11 protein-coding genes are annotated in these 16,991 nt (G+C 60.8%); 3 read left to right on the forward strand and 8 right to left on the reverse strand.

The window, feature by feature from the left end:
- Nucleotides 1–102: 102 nt before the first annotated feature.
- The 5 genes from ACIOMO_RS16645 to pvdM form a co-directional block, all read right to left on the reverse strand.
- Nucleotides 103–2,565: a TonB-dependent siderophore receptor gene (locus ACIOMO_RS16645; RefSeq protein ID WP_401242144.1), complete on the reverse strand. Its 2,463-nt coding sequence runs from the start codon at nt 2,563–2,565 to the stop codon at nt 103–105.
- Between the two features lie 98 nt (nt 2,566–2,663).
- A complete protein-coding gene (locus ACIOMO_RS16650) occupies nt 2,664–4,313 on the reverse strand; it encodes a cyclic peptide export ABC transporter (RefSeq protein ID WP_401242147.1) in 1,650 nt (549 codons plus the stop codon).
- 144 nt (nt 4,314–4,457) lie between these two features.
- Nucleotides 4,458–5,366, reverse strand: coding sequence for a formylglycine-generating enzyme family protein (locus ACIOMO_RS16655; RefSeq protein WP_401242150.1), 909 nt, complete (start codon nt 5,364–5,366; stop codon nt 4,458–4,460).
- A 35-nt stretch (nt 5,367–5,401) separates the two neighbouring features.
- Complete coding sequence (locus tag ACIOMO_RS16660; RefSeq protein WP_401242153.1) at nt 5,402–6,682, reverse strand: aminotransferase class V-fold PLP-dependent enzyme; 1,281 nt, start codon at nt 6,680–6,682, stop codon at nt 5,402–5,404.
- Nucleotides 6,679–8,049 (reverse strand): pyoverdine-tailoring dipeptidase-like protein PvdM, encoded by a 1,371-nt coding sequence (gene pvdM, locus ACIOMO_RS16665; RefSeq protein WP_212550435.1) that lies wholly within the window; start codon nt 8,047–8,049, stop codon nt 6,679–6,681. The genes ACIOMO_RS16660 and pvdM overlap by 4 nt, the downstream gene beginning before the upstream one ends.
- 252 nt (nt 8,050–8,301) lie before the next feature.
- On the opposite strand from pvdM, the gene ACIOMO_RS16670 reads away from it, so the two are divergent.
- Nucleotides 8,302–9,912 carry a PvdJ/PvdD/PvdP-like protein gene (locus ACIOMO_RS16670; protein WP_401242157.1) on the forward strand — a complete coding sequence of 537 codons (1,611 nt, stop codon included), beginning with the start codon at nt 8,302–8,304 and terminating at the stop codon, nt 9,910–9,912.
- Nucleotides 9,913–9,989: 77 nt separating this feature from the next.
- On the opposite strand, the gene ACIOMO_RS16675 is transcribed toward ACIOMO_RS16670, so the two are convergent.
- Genes ACIOMO_RS16675 through ACIOMO_RS16685 form a run of 3 tightly spaced genes read right to left on the reverse strand, consistent with a single transcriptional unit; the run spans nt 9,990 to nt 14,538 of the window.
- Nucleotides 9,990–11,384, reverse strand: a complete 1,395-nt coding sequence (locus tag ACIOMO_RS16675; RefSeq protein WP_401242160.1) for an efflux transporter outer membrane subunit — start codon at nt 11,382–11,384, stop codon at nt 9,990–9,992.
- Between the two features lie 7 nt (nt 11,385–11,391).
- Nucleotides 11,392–13,365 (reverse strand): MacB family efflux pump subunit, encoded by a 1,974-nt coding sequence (locus tag ACIOMO_RS16680; protein WP_401242163.1) that lies wholly within the window; start codon nt 13,363–13,365, stop codon nt 11,392–11,394.
- Nucleotides 13,366–14,538: an efflux RND transporter periplasmic adaptor subunit gene (locus ACIOMO_RS16685; RefSeq protein ID WP_401242166.1), complete on the reverse strand. Its 1,173-nt coding sequence runs from the start codon at nt 14,536–14,538 to the stop codon at nt 13,366–13,368.
- Between the two features lie 323 nt (nt 14,539–14,861).
- Here ACIOMO_RS16685 and ACIOMO_RS16690 point away from each other — a divergent pair, with 323 nt between their 5' ends.
- On the forward strand, nt 14,862–15,344 hold the full coding sequence (locus tag ACIOMO_RS16690) for a sigma-70 family RNA polymerase sigma factor (protein ID WP_053118866.1): 483 nt from the start codon (nt 14,862–14,864) through the stop codon (nt 15,342–15,344).
- Between the two features lie 134 nt (nt 15,345–15,478).
- Nucleotides 15,479–16,813, forward strand: coding sequence for a lysine N(6)-hydroxylase/L-ornithine N(5)-oxygenase family protein (locus ACIOMO_RS16695; RefSeq protein WP_401242169.1), 1,335 nt, complete (start codon nt 15,479–15,481; stop codon nt 16,811–16,813).
- Nucleotides 16,814–16,991 lie beyond the last annotated feature (178 nt).

Below are 16,991 nucleotides of genomic sequence, written 5' to 3' on the forward strand. Positions count from 1 at the left end.
TTAAGATCAACAGATCGCAGCCTTCGGCAGCTCCTACAAAAAAGCGGTTTCAGGGCATAAAAAAACCGGGCAATCGCCCGGTTTTTTTGTCGGTGGGGTGGCTTACCAGTCGTAAGACACTTCAACCGATGCCACGCGCTCCTGGCCGTAGTAGCAACCGAACGAGTAGTTGCAGTCCGAGATGTACTCACGGTCGAAGATGTTCTGCACGTTCACGCTGGTCTGCACGCCGCGCAGGCTTGGCGAGAGTTTGCCCATGTCGTAGCTGACGGTGGTGTCGTAGACAACGTAGGACGGCACGTCGAACGAGTTGGCCGCATCACCCGGCTTGCGACCGGTGTAGCGGGCGCCGACGCCGAAGGTCAGGCCGTTGAGCGAAGCCTGGGTGAAGTGATAGTTGGCCCACACCAGCGCCGAAACAGGCGACTGTGCTTCGCTGCGGTTGTCTTCGTTGCCCCAGGTGTCTTTGGTGTAGAACGAGTCGAGGTAGCTGGCGGCCGCCATCACGTCGATGTTGTCGAAGGTCGATTTGACTTCCAGTTCGACACCACGCGAGCGCACTTCACCCGACTGCGCCTGGTATTGCGGGTACTCGGTGTCGCCGGTCAGCACGTTCTTCTGTTTGATCTGGAACACCGAAGCGGTGATCAGGGTCTGGTCGAACGGCTGGTATTTCACACCGATTTCGTATTGCTCGCCTTCGGTCGGCTCAAAGCCTTTGCCACCGCGCTCAGGCGCTGCAGTGCCGAGGGTCGGCAGGAACGATTCCGAGTAGCTGACGTACGGCGCGAGGCCGAAGTCGGTGACGTAGGTCAAGCCGACACGGCTGGTGAATTTGTGGTCACGCTTTTCTTCGACGGTGCGTGCCAGCAGATCCTTGTTTTCCACTTCGGCCCAGTCCTGGCGGCCACCGATGGTGAGGATCCACTTGTCCAGTTTGATCTGGTCTTGCAGGTACACACCGGTCTGGCGAATGGTGTTGTCCCACTTGGTGTCCAGTTGCGGCGTGACGCTGCTGGTGTCGTAGTTGTTGTTCGCGCCGTAAAGGTTGATCGGCAACACGTTGTAGGCGTTGTAGCCGTCGTACTTACGGTTGAAGTGGCGATAATCCACGCCCATCAGCGTGGTGTGTTCCAGCGCGCCGGTGTTGAATTTGTATTCCAGATTGTTATCCACGGTGTATGCAGTGTTGTGCTGTTTCCAGTTCAGCTTGACCCGGTTGGCCTGGGTGTAATCGGTCACGCCGGCGTCATCGGTGACGAAGCTGCGCAGGTAGAAACCTTTGTAGTCATCGCGCACGTCGGTGTAACGCGCGGTGGAGCGGTATTTCAAATCTTCGGTGAGGTTGTGCGTGAAGTCGTAGCCGAAGACGTACTGATCGCGTTTGTAGTCGTTGTATTTCGAGTCGCCGGAGAAGAATTCGCGGTCGATGCGCTCGCCGTTCGGGCCGCGCTTGAGCGAGCCGATCATCGGCAGCGCCTGATAGTCTTCCAGACCGTCGTCACGCTGGATCTGCGCGAGCAGGGTCAGCGAGGTGTCGTCGTTTGGCGTCCAGGTCAGGCTTGGCGCCAGCAACATACGCTCGCTGTGCGTGTGATCGACCTGTTGGCCGCCTTTTTTGCCAACGCCAACGACGCGGTAGGTGAACTCTTTCTGATCGTCGATCGGGCCGCTGGTGTCGAATGCGCCGTTAACCCGATCGTAGCTGCCGGCACCCAGTTTGACCTGGCTGCGCTGCTCGGTGGTCGGACGCTTGGACACCATGTTGATGATGCCGCCCGGCTGGTTTTGGCCGTACAGCACCGAGGATGGGCCTTTGAGCACTTCGATGCGCTCAAGGGTGTACGGATCGATCTGCGGTGCGCCGCCGAGGCTGCCGGCGTACGGCAGGTAGGCGCCGTCGAGGTACAGCGGCGTCGGTGCAAAACCACGGCTGGTGATTTCGTCGGCGATGGCGTTGCGGTCGGTGAAACCACCGACGTTAAGGCCCGGCGTGTAGCGCAGGGCCTGGGTCAGGTTGCGTGCGCCCTGGGTCTGCACTTGCTCGGCAGTGATGACGTTGATGGTCTGCGGGATTTCCAGGATCGGCGTGTCGGTCTTGGTACCGGTGGCGCTGCGAGTCGCGACATAGCCGTCGACCGGGCCATAGGCGGATTCAACCGCTCGGCCATTGATGTTGGTGGCGCCCAGCTCCAGCGAGTTACCGCTCGATCTGCCGCGCACGGTGACGGTGTTGTCCTGCACGGTGAATATGACGCCGGTCCCCACCAGCATCTTCGACAGCGCTTGCGACGGCGACAACCGGCCGCTGACCGGTTGGCTGCGCAGGCCCTGGACGTCATCAGCGCTGTACAGCACTTGCATGTTCGATTGCGTGCCCAATGCCTGCAGTGCGCTTGCCAGCGATTGCGCAGGGATATTGAAATTCACTTCTTCAGCCTGAACGTGGGCGCTGAACGGCAAGGCGAGGGCCATGCTGAAGGCGGTAGCGCTGAAGCCAGGTTGCAACATGCGACGCATGATCAGCGCCTTGGTAAAACGTGGAATCCCCGGAATTGCTGGCATTGTGTTTCACTCTTGCAGGTTTTAATTGGGTTGTAGTTGTTATCGATTCTTAATTAGACGCACGAGCCTCAGAAAACCAGAATGAGAATCGTGGCTATTTACGCCGTTTGCAGTTCCGTGATGACTTTTCCCGCTTCCATTCGCACCAATTGGTCGGCGACATCGAAGTAACGATCATCGTGGGAAATGACGATGATGGTTTTGCCCAGACGCTTCAGGTCGGGCAGCAGCTCGGTGTAGAAAATGCGCCGGAAGGTCGGATCCTGATCCGCCGCCCACTCGTCAAAGACCAGCACTGGACGCTCTTCCAGCCAGGCATTGACCAATGCCAGACGTTTGCGCTGACCGGTCGACAGGTCGGTGGTGGTGAACGAGCCGTCACGCACGCTGACCTTGTGCGCGATCTCCAGGCGTTGCAGGTATTGGTTGGCGTCTTCGGGGATGTGCGTGTCGCCCTGTACCACGTCGTCGAACAGGTAGTAGTCGGCGAAAATCGTCGTGAACAGCTGGCGGTAGTCGTCGCGGGTGAGGGCGGTGACCACTTGCTCGTTGAGGCGGATTTCACCCTGCTGCGGCGCATAAAGTCCCAGCAGCAACTTGATCAGGGTGGTCTTGCCGCAACCGTTTTCACCGACAATGAATACGATGTCGCCCTGATCGATCTTCAGGTTGACCGGGCCGAGTTTGAACGGCGTGGCACCTTCGACCGCCGGGAAGCTGTAGGCGACGTCGGTCAGTTCGAGGCTGTGCACCGCGGTTTTACGATTGCCCTGATCGCTGAGCAACAGGTGCGGCTCTGGCGAGGAGAACTGTTCCGACAACTCGGCGATGCGGCGGAAGGCGATCTGTGCGCGGCTGACAATCGGCAGCGTGCCAATCAAATGCTCCAGCGGCCCTTTCATGTACAGCAGCACCAGCACGAAGCCGCTCATCACCGCTTTGTCCGTGCTCGGCCAAAGTGATTGCAGGGCCAGCGCCAAACCGATCACGACAAAGAACAGCATCGAACCGAAGGTTTTTGCGACCACGAAAATATTCACCGAGCGAATCTGCGTGTCGCAGATTTTGTCGGCGGTGTGCTCGATACCCGAGACGAACATGCGATGACGACGTGGGCGGTGGATGCGCAGTTCCTTGGCGCCTTCAGCGATGGCGTTGTAGTGCTTTTGCAATTCGTCTTCGGAATCGCGGGCCTCCATGAAGCCTTTGATGCCGTGGCCGCGAGCGATGTACTGGACGATGGTGCCGATGATGATCGCCACCACCATCATCAGAAACATCGGCCACGACAGCATTGCCAGGTAGCCCATGCAGCCGAGCGTCACGGTGAGGGAAATGGCCAGCGGCGCGAAGGCAAAGGCGAAATCGCTGATGGTGTCGACGTCATGGGTCAGCACTGGAATCAGCCGATGGCTGCGATAGCGCTCGATCTGTTCGATCGGCGCTGAGAGCACCTTTTCACCCAACTCTTTGCGCAGTTTCGCGATGATTTTCTGGCCGACGTAATTGGTGCCAATGTCGGAGAAAATCGAACTGACCAGTGCCAGCAGGCACAACCCGGCGAACGCGGCGACCACGGTGTTGGTCAGGCCGCCCTCGGCATGCAGCACATTATTGATTGTCGCCAGCAGCACCGTGACGCTCAGGCCACCGACCATGCCCAGCAGGATCGAGCCGGCAACAATCAGACGAAAGGGTTTGAGCAGGGTGAACAATTCATTGATCACCCCGCGTGTTGGTTTGCTCATGGAGGTTCCCTGCTTGAAAGAACGGCGAAGGCCGGCATCGGTCGCGGGCTTCGCCTGGGTGCGTAGAGGGCGGGGGCGCGTCGCAATGGATCGCGCCCACCTGTAAAACGACTGGAGGGGTGGTTAATTTAAGGGGCGCTGCGGTTACAGATCGCGGACGACCCGGAAGCCGATCCAGTCGCCGCGATCACCCGGCACCAGCGCGTTGCGGTTGCCGGAGCGGGAGAACACCGGCGCCTCGCCCCAGTCGTTGCCGCGAATGCGCTTGAATTCGCACTTGCCGTTCAGCCAGGCACTGCCGTCGCTCGGTGCGCCGACGTAGTTTTCGTTGTAGCAATCGGCCGTCCATTCGTAGACGTTGCCGTGCATGTCGTACACGCCAAACGCATTCGGCGCGAAGCTGCCGGCCGGGGCGGTGAAGTTGTAGCCGTCGGCGGCGCCATAGGTGTTGGCGTGTTTGGCGATGCTGTATTCCTTGCCTTCATCGAACGGGAAGGGGAACGGCCCGCTGGTGCCGCCACGGGCGGCGTATTCGCGCAGGGATTCGCTGACCAGTCGGTATTGTTTGCCGGTCTTTTTCGACAGCCACGCGACGTAGGCATTGGCCTCGGCGAAGTCCATGCACACGGCGGGGTGGCGGTCGGTGTATTGCTTGCGCGGGTCGCTGCCCTGATAGTCCGGAATCCCCGCTTTGCACGCGCGGCCCGGGCGGTCGTCGCCGTCCGGCATCTGGTAACCGGTGTCCTTCAGGTAGGCGAACCATTCGCCCTTGAGCACCTGAAAACGGCTGATGGCCAAGGGTTTGGCGAACGTCACCGGGTGCATCGGGCTTTCATCGGGCTCGCGGCCGACTTCGTCATCCGGGGTGCCCATGGTGAAGGTGCCGGTGGGCAGCACGACCATTTCCGGGCAGTCCTTGCAGTCCTTGAACACTTTGCCCGGCGCAGGTGGCGTGGCGGCCTGAGCGGCGCTCGGCATGAGGCCGGCGGCGAGGGCGGCGAGCACCAGAGCGGGCAGGGCTTTCAGAGAAAAACGAGGTAACTCAGTGTTCATTTCGCGTCTCGCTAAAAAGGAAAAAAAGGGCAGGCTCACAGGGCCTGGTCGAGGATGCTCAGCAGGCGGTCGATCTGCGCTTCGTTGTTGAGCAGCCCCGGTGCGGTGCGGATCACCGGGCCGACGTCACGCTCGACGGCATCGGCAACCACACGGTTGGCCATCAGGTGCACGGCGATCTTGTCGCTGTCCTTGCCCTTGACCCGGAAGAAAGTGAAACCGGCAGAAAACTCCGGACTCAACGGCGTCACCAGTTCGATCTGTGGGCGTTGCAGCAGACGTTTTTTCAGGTAGCTGTTGAGCTCATGAATGCGCGCCTGCACCTCGGCTTTGCCCAATTGCAGATGCAACTTGAACGCCTCGGTCAGCGCCCAGCGGTGTTCGAAGGCGTGATAACCGCCCGGCGTCATCGTCGTGGAAAAGTGCTCGGCCTCGGAGAAGGTCGGGATGATCGGCGTGACGTATTTCACTTCCGGCGTGCGGCTGCAGACGATGCCGGTGCCGCGTGGGCCGAACATCCATTTGTGTGTGCCGGCGATAAAGAAGTCGCAATTCATCGCCGGGAAACTCAGGTCTTCAACGCCAAAACCGTGCACACCGTCGACCACGTAAATGATCCGGTCGGCATCGCTGCGCCCACGGTTGTGTTTGTCGACCAGCGCGCCGATCGCGCCGAGCGGTAGCTTCACGCCGCTGCCCGAATGCACCCAGCACATGCCCAGCACGCGGGTCTCGGGCCGGATGCTGCGGTCGATGTTGGCCAGCAGTTGTTTCTCGCTGATCGTTTGCGGATCGTCGAACAAGCGAATCTTGCGCACCTTGGTGCCTTCACGCTCACTGCGCAGTTCCAGAATCGTGTGGGTGGCGTAGTGCTCGTGTTCGGTGGTGAGGATTTCCTGATCGGCGCGCACGTGCACGCCGCCGTAAATCATGGTCAGGCCTTCGGTGGTGCTGCCGGTCAGGGCGATCTGCTTGGCATCGGCTTGCAGGTATTGGCCGGCCCAGACGCGCACATCGTGTTCGCGTTTTTCGATCACGCCGACGTCCCAGTCCATCGCCAGCCCCGGGTTTTTATCGAGTGGGGCGCGGTGCATTTCAATGGCGTCGCGCACCGGTTTCGGGTGGCTGGTGATGAGGAAATTGGAGAAGTGCAGGTACTCGGGATCTTGATTGAACAGCTGCTGCAACTGCGCCCATTTATCGCGCGGCAACGGTGCGATCGGCGTGGCGGCAGCAACGCTCGGCAGGCTCGCGCCGAGTGGCAGCGCCGCCGCGAGGATTCCGGCCTGCTTCAAAAAGTCACGACGATTGCTCATGGCTTGACGGTGTCCTGAGCAGCGGCCACTGCCGGTTTGGCGGATTTCTCGACCTGATCCCAGACGCGCAAAAAGTTGCCGCCCCAGAGCTTGGCGATGTCGGCTTCGGAGTAGCCGCGCGAGAGCAATTCGGCGGTGACGTTGCGGATCTCGCCAACGTTCTCCCAGCCTTTGACGCCGCCGCCTTCGTTGAAGTCCGAGCTGATGCCGACGTGATCGATGCCGATCTTGCGCACGGTGTAATCGATGGCGTCGCCCAAGTCTTTGAGGCTGGCTTTCGGTTCCTCTTCGAGAATCGCGTAGAGCTGGCCGGCGTACTCGCCAAATTTCTGCTCCGACCACGCGGCGATGATCGGGTCGCCCGGCATCAGCGCCATGGCCAGGTTCGGCAGCGGTGGCAGGTCGTAGCGTTTGCGCAGTTCGTTGAGCTTGTCCTGAGTGCCTTGGGTCAGCGGGCGCAGGTACTGCGAGAAGCCGACGATCTGCACCACGCCGCCACTGTTCTTGATCAGCTGCATTTCCTTGTCGCTGAGGTTGCGCGGAATATCCACCATCGCCCGTGGTGCGGAGTGCGACGCCACCAACGGTGTGCGGCTCAGTTGCGCGACTTGTTCAAGGGCCTTGGTCGACATCTGCGAGACGTCGATGATCACGCCCAGATCGTTGAGGCGTTTGACCGCTTGCTTGCCCAGATCCGAGAGGCCATCGAGGGCGTCGGGTGAATCGTTGAAGAACGGCAACGGCCGCGACGAGTCAGCCCAGTCGTTGTTGCCGATGTAGCTGAAGCCGAACATGCGCATGCCGCGCGCCGTCCACAAATCCAGCAAGTTGAGGTCGTGGCCGAGGGGGTAGGCGTTGAGCATGCTGATGAAAATCGCAAACTTGCCTTCGCCATGCAGGCGGCGGAAATCGGCGGGGGTGTAGGCGATCCCGACCTGATTGGGGAAGTCGCGCACCATGCCGGAAATGATCTTGTAGCGGATCTCTTGTTGATTGCGCGCCTCGTCGACGAAACCGGCGGTGGGTTTGTGCGGGGCGTTGGCGCCGTTCCAGATTTCCGGCCAGCCGAAAATCGTCAGCGCTGCACCGGACAGGCGACCACGGTTGGCTTTGACCAGGTCGAACTGGCCGCTGCCGTCCTTGTCGACCTCGTTGCCGGTGGTGCCGAAATCCTGGGTGACGGTGATGTGGCTGTCGAACGAGAGCATGTGCTCGTGCAGCGCTTCGGCCTGCTGCATGACTTTGTGCGGGTAGCCGGGATTGTCCTTGAACCAAATGTCCCACACCGCAAAAGCAGCGCCGGCGCTGACCGCCAGAGCCAGCGGCAGGCCGATGAAAAGAGCCTTTTTCGAACGTGGTTTTGTCATTGCCATCTCAGTCAGGTTCGCCGTCGAGGTGCAGGCGCAGAGGCCTTTGCTATCTGGGAAGAACGAGTGGATGGCCGTGGAATTTAGGTCGCCGGGTTAAAAGATCGCAGCCTTCGGCAGCTCCTACAGGGATATACATTGCATGTAGGAGCTGCCGAAGGCTGCGATCTTTTCAAACCCACATAAATTTACCCGCGCAGCAAACGTTCTAGCTTGGATAAAGCCTGCTTCAGGGCTGACACAGGTAGGGCAATGAGGATTTCTCGACGATGGTTCATGGCAGGGCTGGCGTTGACCGGCGCTGCCGTACCGGCGGCTTATTTCGGGCACCGTGAATGGACGAAGCCGGATCCGACGATCACCCCCGGTGAGGCGTCGTTCGATGTCGCCGACGTGGCCGGGCAGCGCCTGTCCAATGCCTTGCGCGGGGTCTGGAACATTCGGTTTACCGGCACTGACGCCGGCCTCGATGGCTTGCCGGCTGAAGGGCTGGAAGTGTTTCTCGACATCGGCCAGAAGGGCCGGGGCGTCAATGGCTTCCTCGACACTGCCGAGCGTTTGCGCAGTGACGAAATACCTCGTTACCGAATTCTTGGCGATCTGGCCGGGGCAGAGGCCTCGAAACTCAGTTGGCGGTTGCTCGGCACGGACGGTCGCGTCGATTACGAACTGAACATGATCCTCGATGAAGTCTGGGCTGACTTCGGCAATGCCGGCAGCGGCACCCTCAGTGGCACGGTGCAGCGCCTCGATCGCCCGTTGGCCTTGCCCGCGCAGGACAATCGCTTTATCGCGGTCAAATGCCTGTTCCCTGAAGCCCGCCAGCGCACGCCGTTGAATGCGCCGTTGCTGGCATGGCTGGTGTCGCCGGAACATCGCCTGTTCCATCAGGTCTGGCACGCCACCCGCGACAAATGGCACACGCTGCCCGAGGATAAACGCAATGCCCTGCGCGGCCTCGGCTGGCAGCCCGGGCCGCGTGACCAGGAGCGGGATGCGCGTGGTACGCACAAGGATCGCAACGGCTCCGGCATCGATTTCTTTTTCATGCACCGGCACATGCTCGGCACGGCGCGCTCGATGATGGATTTGCCGTCGTGGCAGTTCTTCCCATTGCCGCAACCGGAGCTGATCCGTGATCGCCAGGGCTTCGCGCGCTACTTCGACAACCACGACGGCACGGCCCTGCCGCCGACCTGGCTGGCGGCCGAAGATGACGAATACACCCAGTGGGTCAGCGACCTGAAAACCGCCGAGACCTATCAGAGCAATTTTGAAGTCTGGGAATCGCAGTACCGTGATCCGCAATATTTGTCGAAGCTCACTTTGGGCCAGTTTGGTTCAGAAGTAGAGCTGGGCCTGCACGACTGGCTGCACATGCGTTGGGCGTCGGTGCCGCGTGACCCTTCCAACGGTCAGCCGGTGCCGCTGGCGCGTGATCTCGATGACTTCGCCGCCCGCTGGTTCGCCGCCGAAAACGATTTCCTCGGCGACCCGTTTTCATCCCATGTGAACCCGGTGTTCTGGCATTTTCATGGCTGGATCGATGATCGCATCGAGGATTGGTATCGCGCGCACGAGCGCTTCCATCCGGGCCAGGTCACGCGCCTTGAGGTCAACGGCGTGAAGTGGTTCGCGCCAGGTCGCTGGGTGGAAATCGCTGATCCATGGCTGGGGCCGGATACGCACGGTTGCAGCACCACACCGGGTTTGCAGGTGGGCCGATCAGTGGAGATGGATCCGGAAACCATGAAACTGGCCCTGCGCATCACCTTCGGCGAAGACGAAAAGAAACTCGCCAACCTGTTCCGCCGCGTGCCGCAACGGCCGTGGTATGCGCGCAATCTGAAAGCCAAGGCTTAAAGCAAAAGATCGCAGCCTTCGGCAGCTCCTACACTGATCCCTTGTAGGAGCTGCCGAAGGCTGCGATCTTTTGATCTTCAGAAAACCCGCCACCCACCCCCAAGCGCCTTGTACAGCGCGATACTCGCCTGCACCCGCGACAGGCGCAGTTGCACGTTCAGATCCTGCGCTGCATACAGCGTGCGCTGAGTTTCCAGTACGGTCAGCAAGTCCTCGGCCCCGGCCTGATAACGGCTTTGGGCGATGTTGAAAGCGGTCTGTGCTTGACTCAGTTCTTCGCTCTGCCATTGGCGTTGTTCGTCCAGCCCGCGAATGCTGTTGAGGGCTTTTTCGACGTCGGCGAAGCCGTTGATGATCGCGCCGCGGTAGGTTTGCAGCAGCTCATCCTGACGCGCCGTGGCCTTGTCGCGCTCAGCGCTGAGGCGGCCGTTATTGAAGATCGGCGCGACCAGCCCCGCAGTCAGGTTGTAGAAAGGACTGCGGATCAAGTCATCAAACTTGTCAGCGCCCGAGCCGAGCTGCGCCGTCAATGTGACAGTGGGCAACATCGCGGCGCGAGCGACTTTGACATCAGCCTCGGCGGCCGCCAATTGTGCTTCGGCGCGAGCAATGTCCGGGCGATGGGTGAGCAAATCGCTCGGCACACCGCTGGCAATCCCCGGCCATTGCAGACGATCGAATGATTCCTGATTGGCCGCGAGTTGCTGCACCGGTTGGCCGAGCAGGGCGGCGAGGCTGATCAACGCATCCTGCGCCTGTTGTTGTACCAGCGGCAGTTGCCGTTGCTGGGCGGCGACCAGGCTTTTCTGCTGCGCCAGTTCCAGCGCTGTCGCCGAGCCGGAATCAAACCTCGTCTGCACCAGTTTCAGCACGCTTTGCGCGTTAGCCAGATTCAGTCCGGCAATGCGGCTCTGCTCACGCAACGACAAGGTTTGCGCATAAGTATTGGCAACGCCGCTGAGCAACGTCAGCTCAACGGTCGCGCGATCAAATTCGCTGGCCTGCAACGCAAATTGCGCACTGTCGCGAGACGCCTGTTTACCGCCCCAGAAATCGATCTCATACGTTGCGCTCAAATTGGCATCGAAATAGTCCACGGCCTTATTGCTGCTGTCGGCATCCAGCTGGCTATAACCCTTGCCGCGCAACAGTTTCTGCCGATTGGCATTCAGCCCGGCCTTGACCTCCGGCAGCAACGAGCCGCCAGCAATCACCGTGCTGGCCTGCGCCTGCTGAACTCGCGCCACCGCAGCGGCAAGGTCAAAACTACCGACGCGAGCCTGTTCGATCAGACGATCCAGCTCCGGGCTGCCAAACTGTGTCCACCATTGCGGGTTGTTGCGGGCGACGCTGGCGCTGTGTGGCGATTGCCACGCAGCGGGGGCTTGCACGCCGCTGTCCGGGCGCTGAACGGGACTGCCGCAGGCGCTGAGGAGCAGGCACACGGTCAACAAACTGAGGCGCGGTTTCATAGATCGATCATTCACTGGTAAGGGCCGTGACCGGGTCGAGCCGGGCAGCTTTGCGGGCCGGCATGAAGCCGAAGACAACACCGGTCACAAGGGCGCAACCGAAGGCGCCGAGCACCGCGAGCAACGAGAACGCCACGGCGACTTCGCTGAGGATCAACACGCCGCCAACGATCAGCGCGAGGGCGATCCCGGCGATGCCGCCGACCACCGAAAGCATCACCGCTTCGGTGAGGAACTGGCGGAGGATGTCGCGTTGGCGCGCGCCGGTGGCCATGCGAATACCAATCTCGCGGGTACGTTCGCGGACGGTCATCAGCATGATGTTCATCACACCGATACCGCCGACCAGCAGCGAGATCGCGGCAATCGAACCGAGCATCAGCGACAGGGTGTTTTGCGTGCGCGCTTCGGCCTGAATCATCGCGGCGTTGTTGGTCAGTTCGAAATCCTTTTTGCCGTTGTGCAAGCGCAGCATCAGCTGTTCGATGGCGTGTTCGGCCTCTTTGACCTTGCGCGCATCGGTGGCGGCGATGGCCACGTATTCCGGATCGTGGGTGCCGAACAGGCGCACGCTGGCCGCCGAATAGGGTACGGCGATGCGGTCGTCACTGTCGGAATCACCGGAGCTGGCGCCTTTTTCCGCGAGCACGCCGACCACCTGAAACGGCACGTTTTCGATAAGGATGTATTGGCCGATCGGGTTGGCCACGTCCTTGAGTAATTTGTTGCGCACCTTATGGCCGATCACTGCGACGGCCGAGGCGTTTCGCTCGTCCTGCTCGGTGAAGTAACTGCCTTCCACCACCGGCCAATTGAAGATCGCCGGGAAGTTGGTGTCGTTGCCGCCGACGTAACTCAAGTGGTCAGCATTGCCGTAACGCACGCCAGCCTCGGTGCCGATCACCGGCATGATGCGTTGCACTTGCGGCAGGCTTGCCAGTGCGCGGACATCGTCGAGAGTGATGATTCCCGGTGGCGTGCGCGGGTTCGGCGCCGAGCCGCTCAGGTACAGAATGTTCGAACCGAACGCGCCCATTTGCGCCATGACCTGACGCTTGCTGCCTTCACCGACGGCGAGCATTACCACCACTGAAGCCACGCCGATGATGATGCCGAGCAACGTCAGCGCGGTGCGGAAGCGGTTGATCCACATCACTCGCCACGCTGCGTGCAGGGCGTCGACCAGTTCGCCCTTCCAGGCGCCAGTGGCTTCGGCACCTTCGCTCAGACGCTTGCGCAAGTCGACCGCTTGCAAGGCGCCGGGGTTGGCGCTGGTCTGGGCGTCGGGATTGTCTTTGGCGCTGTCGCTGATGATCAGGCCGTCGCTGATTTCGATGATGCGTTTGGCCCGCGCCGCCACTTCGCGGTCGTGGGTGATGAGAATCACCACATGGCCCTGACTGGCCAGTTCGTCGAGCAGCGCCATGACTTCTTTGCCGCTGTGGCTGTCGAGGGCGCCGGTCGGTTCGTCGGCGAGAATGATGTGGCCGCCGTTCATCAAGGCGCGGGCAATCGACACCCGTTGCTGCTGACCGCCGGACAACTGATGCGGACGGTTGCCGGTGCGTTCGGCGAGGCCGAGACGGTCGAGCAGGGCGGCGGCGCGGGCATGCCGTTCGGCGGCCGGAGTGCCGGCATAGATCGCCGGCATCTCGACGTTTTCCTGGGCCGAGCCGGATGGAATCAGGTGATAACCCTGAAACACGAAACCGAAGGCTTCGCGGCGCAGCCAGGCCAGTTCATCGCTGTCGAGCCCGGCGACGTTTTCCCCGGCGAAACGGTATTCGCCACAGGTCGGTCGATCGAGGCAGCCAAGGATGTTCATCAGCGTCGATTTGCCGGAGCCGGACGCGCCGACAATCGCGACGAATTCGCCAGCGTGGATCGACAGGTCGATGCCGCGCAGCACATGTACTTCAGGCGCGTCGCCGCCACCGTAGGATTTGCGAATGTCCTGCAGGTCGATCAGGGGCGTTTGCATTCAACCCCCGCTGCCAGTGGCCGGGCCGATCAGCAGATGATCGCCTTCGCTGAGGCCGTCGAGAATCTGCACCTTGAGCCGATCACTGATGCCGGTGCGCACTTCGCGCGATTCGATGTTGCCGTTGGCAGCGACCACTTGCGCGGTCTGCCGGTCAGCTTTGACGCTGCCTTGCAGGGCGGCGACTGGCGCGGTGAGCACGTCTTTGGCTTGATTGGCGACGAAGAACACCTGCGTGGTCATTTCCGCCATCAGCGCGTTGTCGGCGTTATCGACATCAAGCAGAACGGTGTAGAGCACCACGCGGGCGCTGCCGCTTTTGCTGGTGCTGGTCGGGCTGCCGCCGCCCTGGCTGGTTTGATCCAGCGGTTTGGGCGGTACCGGCAGGATCTGCCGCACGGTGCTGCTCCAGCGCCGATTACCGCCGCTGAGCGTGGTGAAGTAAGCGCTCATTCCCGGTTTGACGTGACCGATATCCGCCTCGGAAACCTCGGCCCACACGGTCATCGGCGACAGTTTGGCGATGCGCAGAATCAGCGGTGTCTGTTGCTGGGCGTTGAGGGTCTGGCCTTCGCGCGCATCGAGAGCGACCACGGTGCCGGCCATTGGCGCGTAAATGCGCGTGTAGCCGAGTTCGGCCTGATCGCTGCGCAAGCTCGCTTCGGCCTGGCGGATCTGCGCCTGGAACATGTCGATGCGCGCTTGCGTGGCTTTCAGTTCGGCGCGGGCGGTCTGCACGTCTTCTTCGCGGGTCGCGCCGCCGGCAGCGAGGTTTTGCTGACGCTGATATTTCTGCTGCGCCAGCTCATGCTGCGCGCGCTGTTCCTGCAATTGCGCCTTGAGGTTCTCCACCGAGAAGCGCCCGGCGTCGAGTTTGGCCTTTTGCGTCGACGGGTCGATTTCCACCAGCAACTGGCCCTCTTTGACCACGTCACCGACTTCGACGTGGATCTTCTGAATCTGCCCGGAAGCCTGCGCACCGACATCCACATAGCGTCGCGGTTGCAGGGTGCCGAGGGCGGTGACGCTGCTTTCTATATCGCCGCGCGACACTTGCACGGTGGCGAATTTATCCCGGCCCGGCGGCAGCATTTGCCACGCGGCATAGCCGACGACGGGGATCAGACAAAGGACTACGAGCAGGGCGCGTCGGGCGGGGCGGGGACGTTTCATGCAGGGTTCCGGCCAGTGGAATTCGGCCCGTCATCCGGCCGCCGCGCACAGAGGGGGCAGCGCTGAACGCTGTCGCGGGGCGCGACAGACACGGGGAGCTGTCCTGTAAACGAGGAAAGAGCGGCGGAATTTAAGCGCTGACACACGAAGTAACAGCTATAGCGCAGCACTATTTATCGGGCAACGGCAAACACCACTTTAAATCTATATGAGAATTACTATAAATTACGCACCTCAAGTTGCCACTATCTTGCTACTGCGTTTCACGCCGTCGTCAATCGGTGTGCTCAAGGACAGAAACCGCACGTTTGCGGCCGGGAGTCATGTTGGAAAACTACTATCGCGAGCTGGTGTGTTTCCTCAACGCCAAGCTCGGCAATCGTCAGATTGCCGAAGATGTGGTGCATGACGCCTATCTGCGGGTGCTGGAACGTTCCAGCGATACCCCGATCGAGCAACCGCGTGCATTTCTTTATCGCACGGCGCTGAATCTGGTCATCGACGACCATCGGCGCAATGCCTTGCGCCAGGTCGAATCACTGGATGTGCTCGACAACGAAGAGCGCTATTTCACCCCGTCGCCCCACAGCACCCTCGATCACGGCCAGCGTCTGGAAATGCTCCAGCGGGCGTTGGCAGAACTGCCGCCGCTGTGTCGCGACAGTTTTCTGCTGCGCAAGATCGAAGGCCTGTCGCACCCGGAAATCGCCGAACAGCTGGGTATTTCCAAGGCGCTGGTGGAAAAACACATCGTCAATGCGATGAAACATTGCCGCGTGCGGATCAAACAATGGGATGCCCATTGAGCCGACTTCGTTAAATTTTATTTCACTGTCCTCGTTCCTACTCAACAGACGACCTGCTGTCCTGCTCAAGGCCGGTCAGGTCACTTAGGCTCTCCATGCCCCTTGTTGAGGGGTTCCTCCAGAGGACACTGGAAATGACTCAGGCAATTGCATCGCCCATCGTTCACGACCTGATCGGCATCGGTTTCGGCCCTTCGAACCTGGCGCTGGCCATCGCTCTGCAAGAGCGCGGCCCGATCCATGGCGAGCTGGATGTGCTGTTCCTCGACAAGCAGGCCAATTACAGCTGGCACGGCAACACCCTGTCGACGCAAAGCGAGTTGCAGATTTCCTTCCTCAAGGATCTGGTGACCCTGCGCAATCCAACCAGCCCGTACTCGTTCGTCAACTACCTGAAGGATCACGGCCGTCTGGTCGACTTCATCAACCTCGGCACGTTTTACCCGTGCCGCATGGAGTACAACGACTACCTGCGCTGGGTCGCCGGCAAGTTCACCGAGCAGAGCCGTTACGGCGAAGAAGTGCTGACCATCGAGCCGGTGCTGCACAACCATCAGGTTGAAGCGCTGCGCGTGATTTCCCGTGGCAGCGACGGCCAGCAACATGTGCGCACCACCCGTTCGGTGGTGGTCAGCGCCGGTGGCACGCCGCGTATTCCCGAGGCGTTCAAAGCGCTGAAGGGCGACAGCCGTGTGTTCCACCATTCGCAATACCTGTCGCAAATGGCCAAGCAGCCGTGCGTGAACAATCAGCCGATGAGCATCGCAATCATCGGCGGCGGGCAGAGCGCGGCGGAGGCGTTTATTGATCTGAATGATTCGTTCCCATCGGTGCAGGTCGACATGATCCTGCGCGGCTCGGCACTCAAGCCTGCGGACGACAGCCCGTTCGTCAACGAAGTGTTTTCGCCGGAGTTCACCGATCTGGTGTTCCAGCAGAACAGCGCCGAGCGTGAGCGTTTGGTCAACGAGTACCACAACACCAACTACTCGGTGGTCGACATCGACCTGATCGAGCGCATCTACGGCATCTTCTATCGCCAGAAGGTCTCCGGGATTGCCCGTCACGCGTTCCGTACGCTGACCACAGTCGAGAGCGCTACTGCGACTGAAAACGGTATCGAACTGGCCGTGCGCAACAACGCCACCGGCGAAGTCACCGTGCGCAACTACGACGCGGTTGTATTGGCCACCGGTTACGAGCGGCAGATGCACCGCAAACTGCTGGCGCCGCTGGAAGAGTACCTCGGTGATTTCGAGGTCGACCGTAATTACAAACTCATCACCGACGAGCGCTGCAAGGCCGGCATCTACATGCAGGGCTTCTGCCAGGCCAGCCATGGTTTGAGCGACACGCTGCTGTCGGTGCTGCCGATTCGTGCGGACGAGATTGCTGGCTCGCTGTTTGAGCATGGCAAGAATCGTGGGCATCGGTCTGTGGCGGATCTGTTGTTGGCAACTGCCAGCTGATTTTTTAGCGCCTCACATACCGCCTTCGCGAGCAAGCCCGCTCCCACAGGGGATTTTCAGTGAACACAGATTTTGTGTCAGATGAAGATCCAATGTGGGAGCGGGCTTGCTCGCGAAGAGGCCAGCAGAAGCACCGAAAATTCAAGATCTTTCCCACGCTCTGCGTGGGAATGCCTCA

The organism is Pseudomonas sp. NPDC087804 (assembly GCF_044742965.1).
In the GTDB taxonomy this organism is placed as follows: Bacteria; Pseudomonadota; Gammaproteobacteria; order Pseudomonadales; family Pseudomonadaceae; genus Aquipseudomonas; species Aquipseudomonas rustica.

Coding starts and splice junctions, on each gene's coding strand:
- ACIOMO_RS16645 (WP_401242144.1), bottom strand. CDS start 2,565: ATGCCAGCAATTCCGGGGATTCCACGTTTTACCAAGGCGCTGATCATG.
- ACIOMO_RS16650 (WP_401242147.1), bottom strand. CDS start 4,313: ATGAGCAAACCAACACGCGGGGTGATCAATGAATTGTTCACCCTGCTC.
- ACIOMO_RS16655 (WP_401242150.1), bottom strand. CDS start 5,366: ATGAACACTGAGTTACCTCGTTTTTCTCTGAAAGCCCTGCCCGCTCTG.
- ACIOMO_RS16660 (WP_401242153.1), bottom strand. CDS start 6,682: ATGAGCAATCGTCGTGACTTTTTGAAGCAGGCCGGAATCCTCGCGGCG.
- pvdM (WP_212550435.1), bottom strand. CDS start 8,049: ATGACAAAACCACGTTCGAAAAAGGCTCTTTTCATCGGCCTGCCGCTG.
- ACIOMO_RS16670 (WP_401242157.1), top strand. CDS start 8,302: ATGAGGATTTCTCGACGATGGTTCATGGCAGGGCTGGCGTTGACCGGC.
- ACIOMO_RS16675 (WP_401242160.1), bottom strand. CDS start 11,384: ATGAAACCGCGCCTCAGTTTGTTGACCGTGTGCCTGCTCCTCAGCGCC.
- ACIOMO_RS16680 (WP_401242163.1), bottom strand. CDS start 13,365: ATGCAAACGCCCCTGATCGACCTGCAGGACATTCGCAAATCCTACGGT.
- ACIOMO_RS16685 (WP_401242166.1), bottom strand. CDS start 14,538: ATGAAACGTCCCCGCCCCGCCCGACGCGCCCTGCTCGTAGTCCTTTGT.
- ACIOMO_RS16690 (WP_053118866.1), top strand. CDS start 14,862: ATGTTGGAAAACTACTATCGCGAGCTGGTGTGTTTCCTCAACGCCAAG.
- ACIOMO_RS16695 (WP_401242169.1), top strand. CDS start 15,479: ATGACTCAGGCAATTGCATCGCCCATCGTTCACGACCTGATCGGCATC.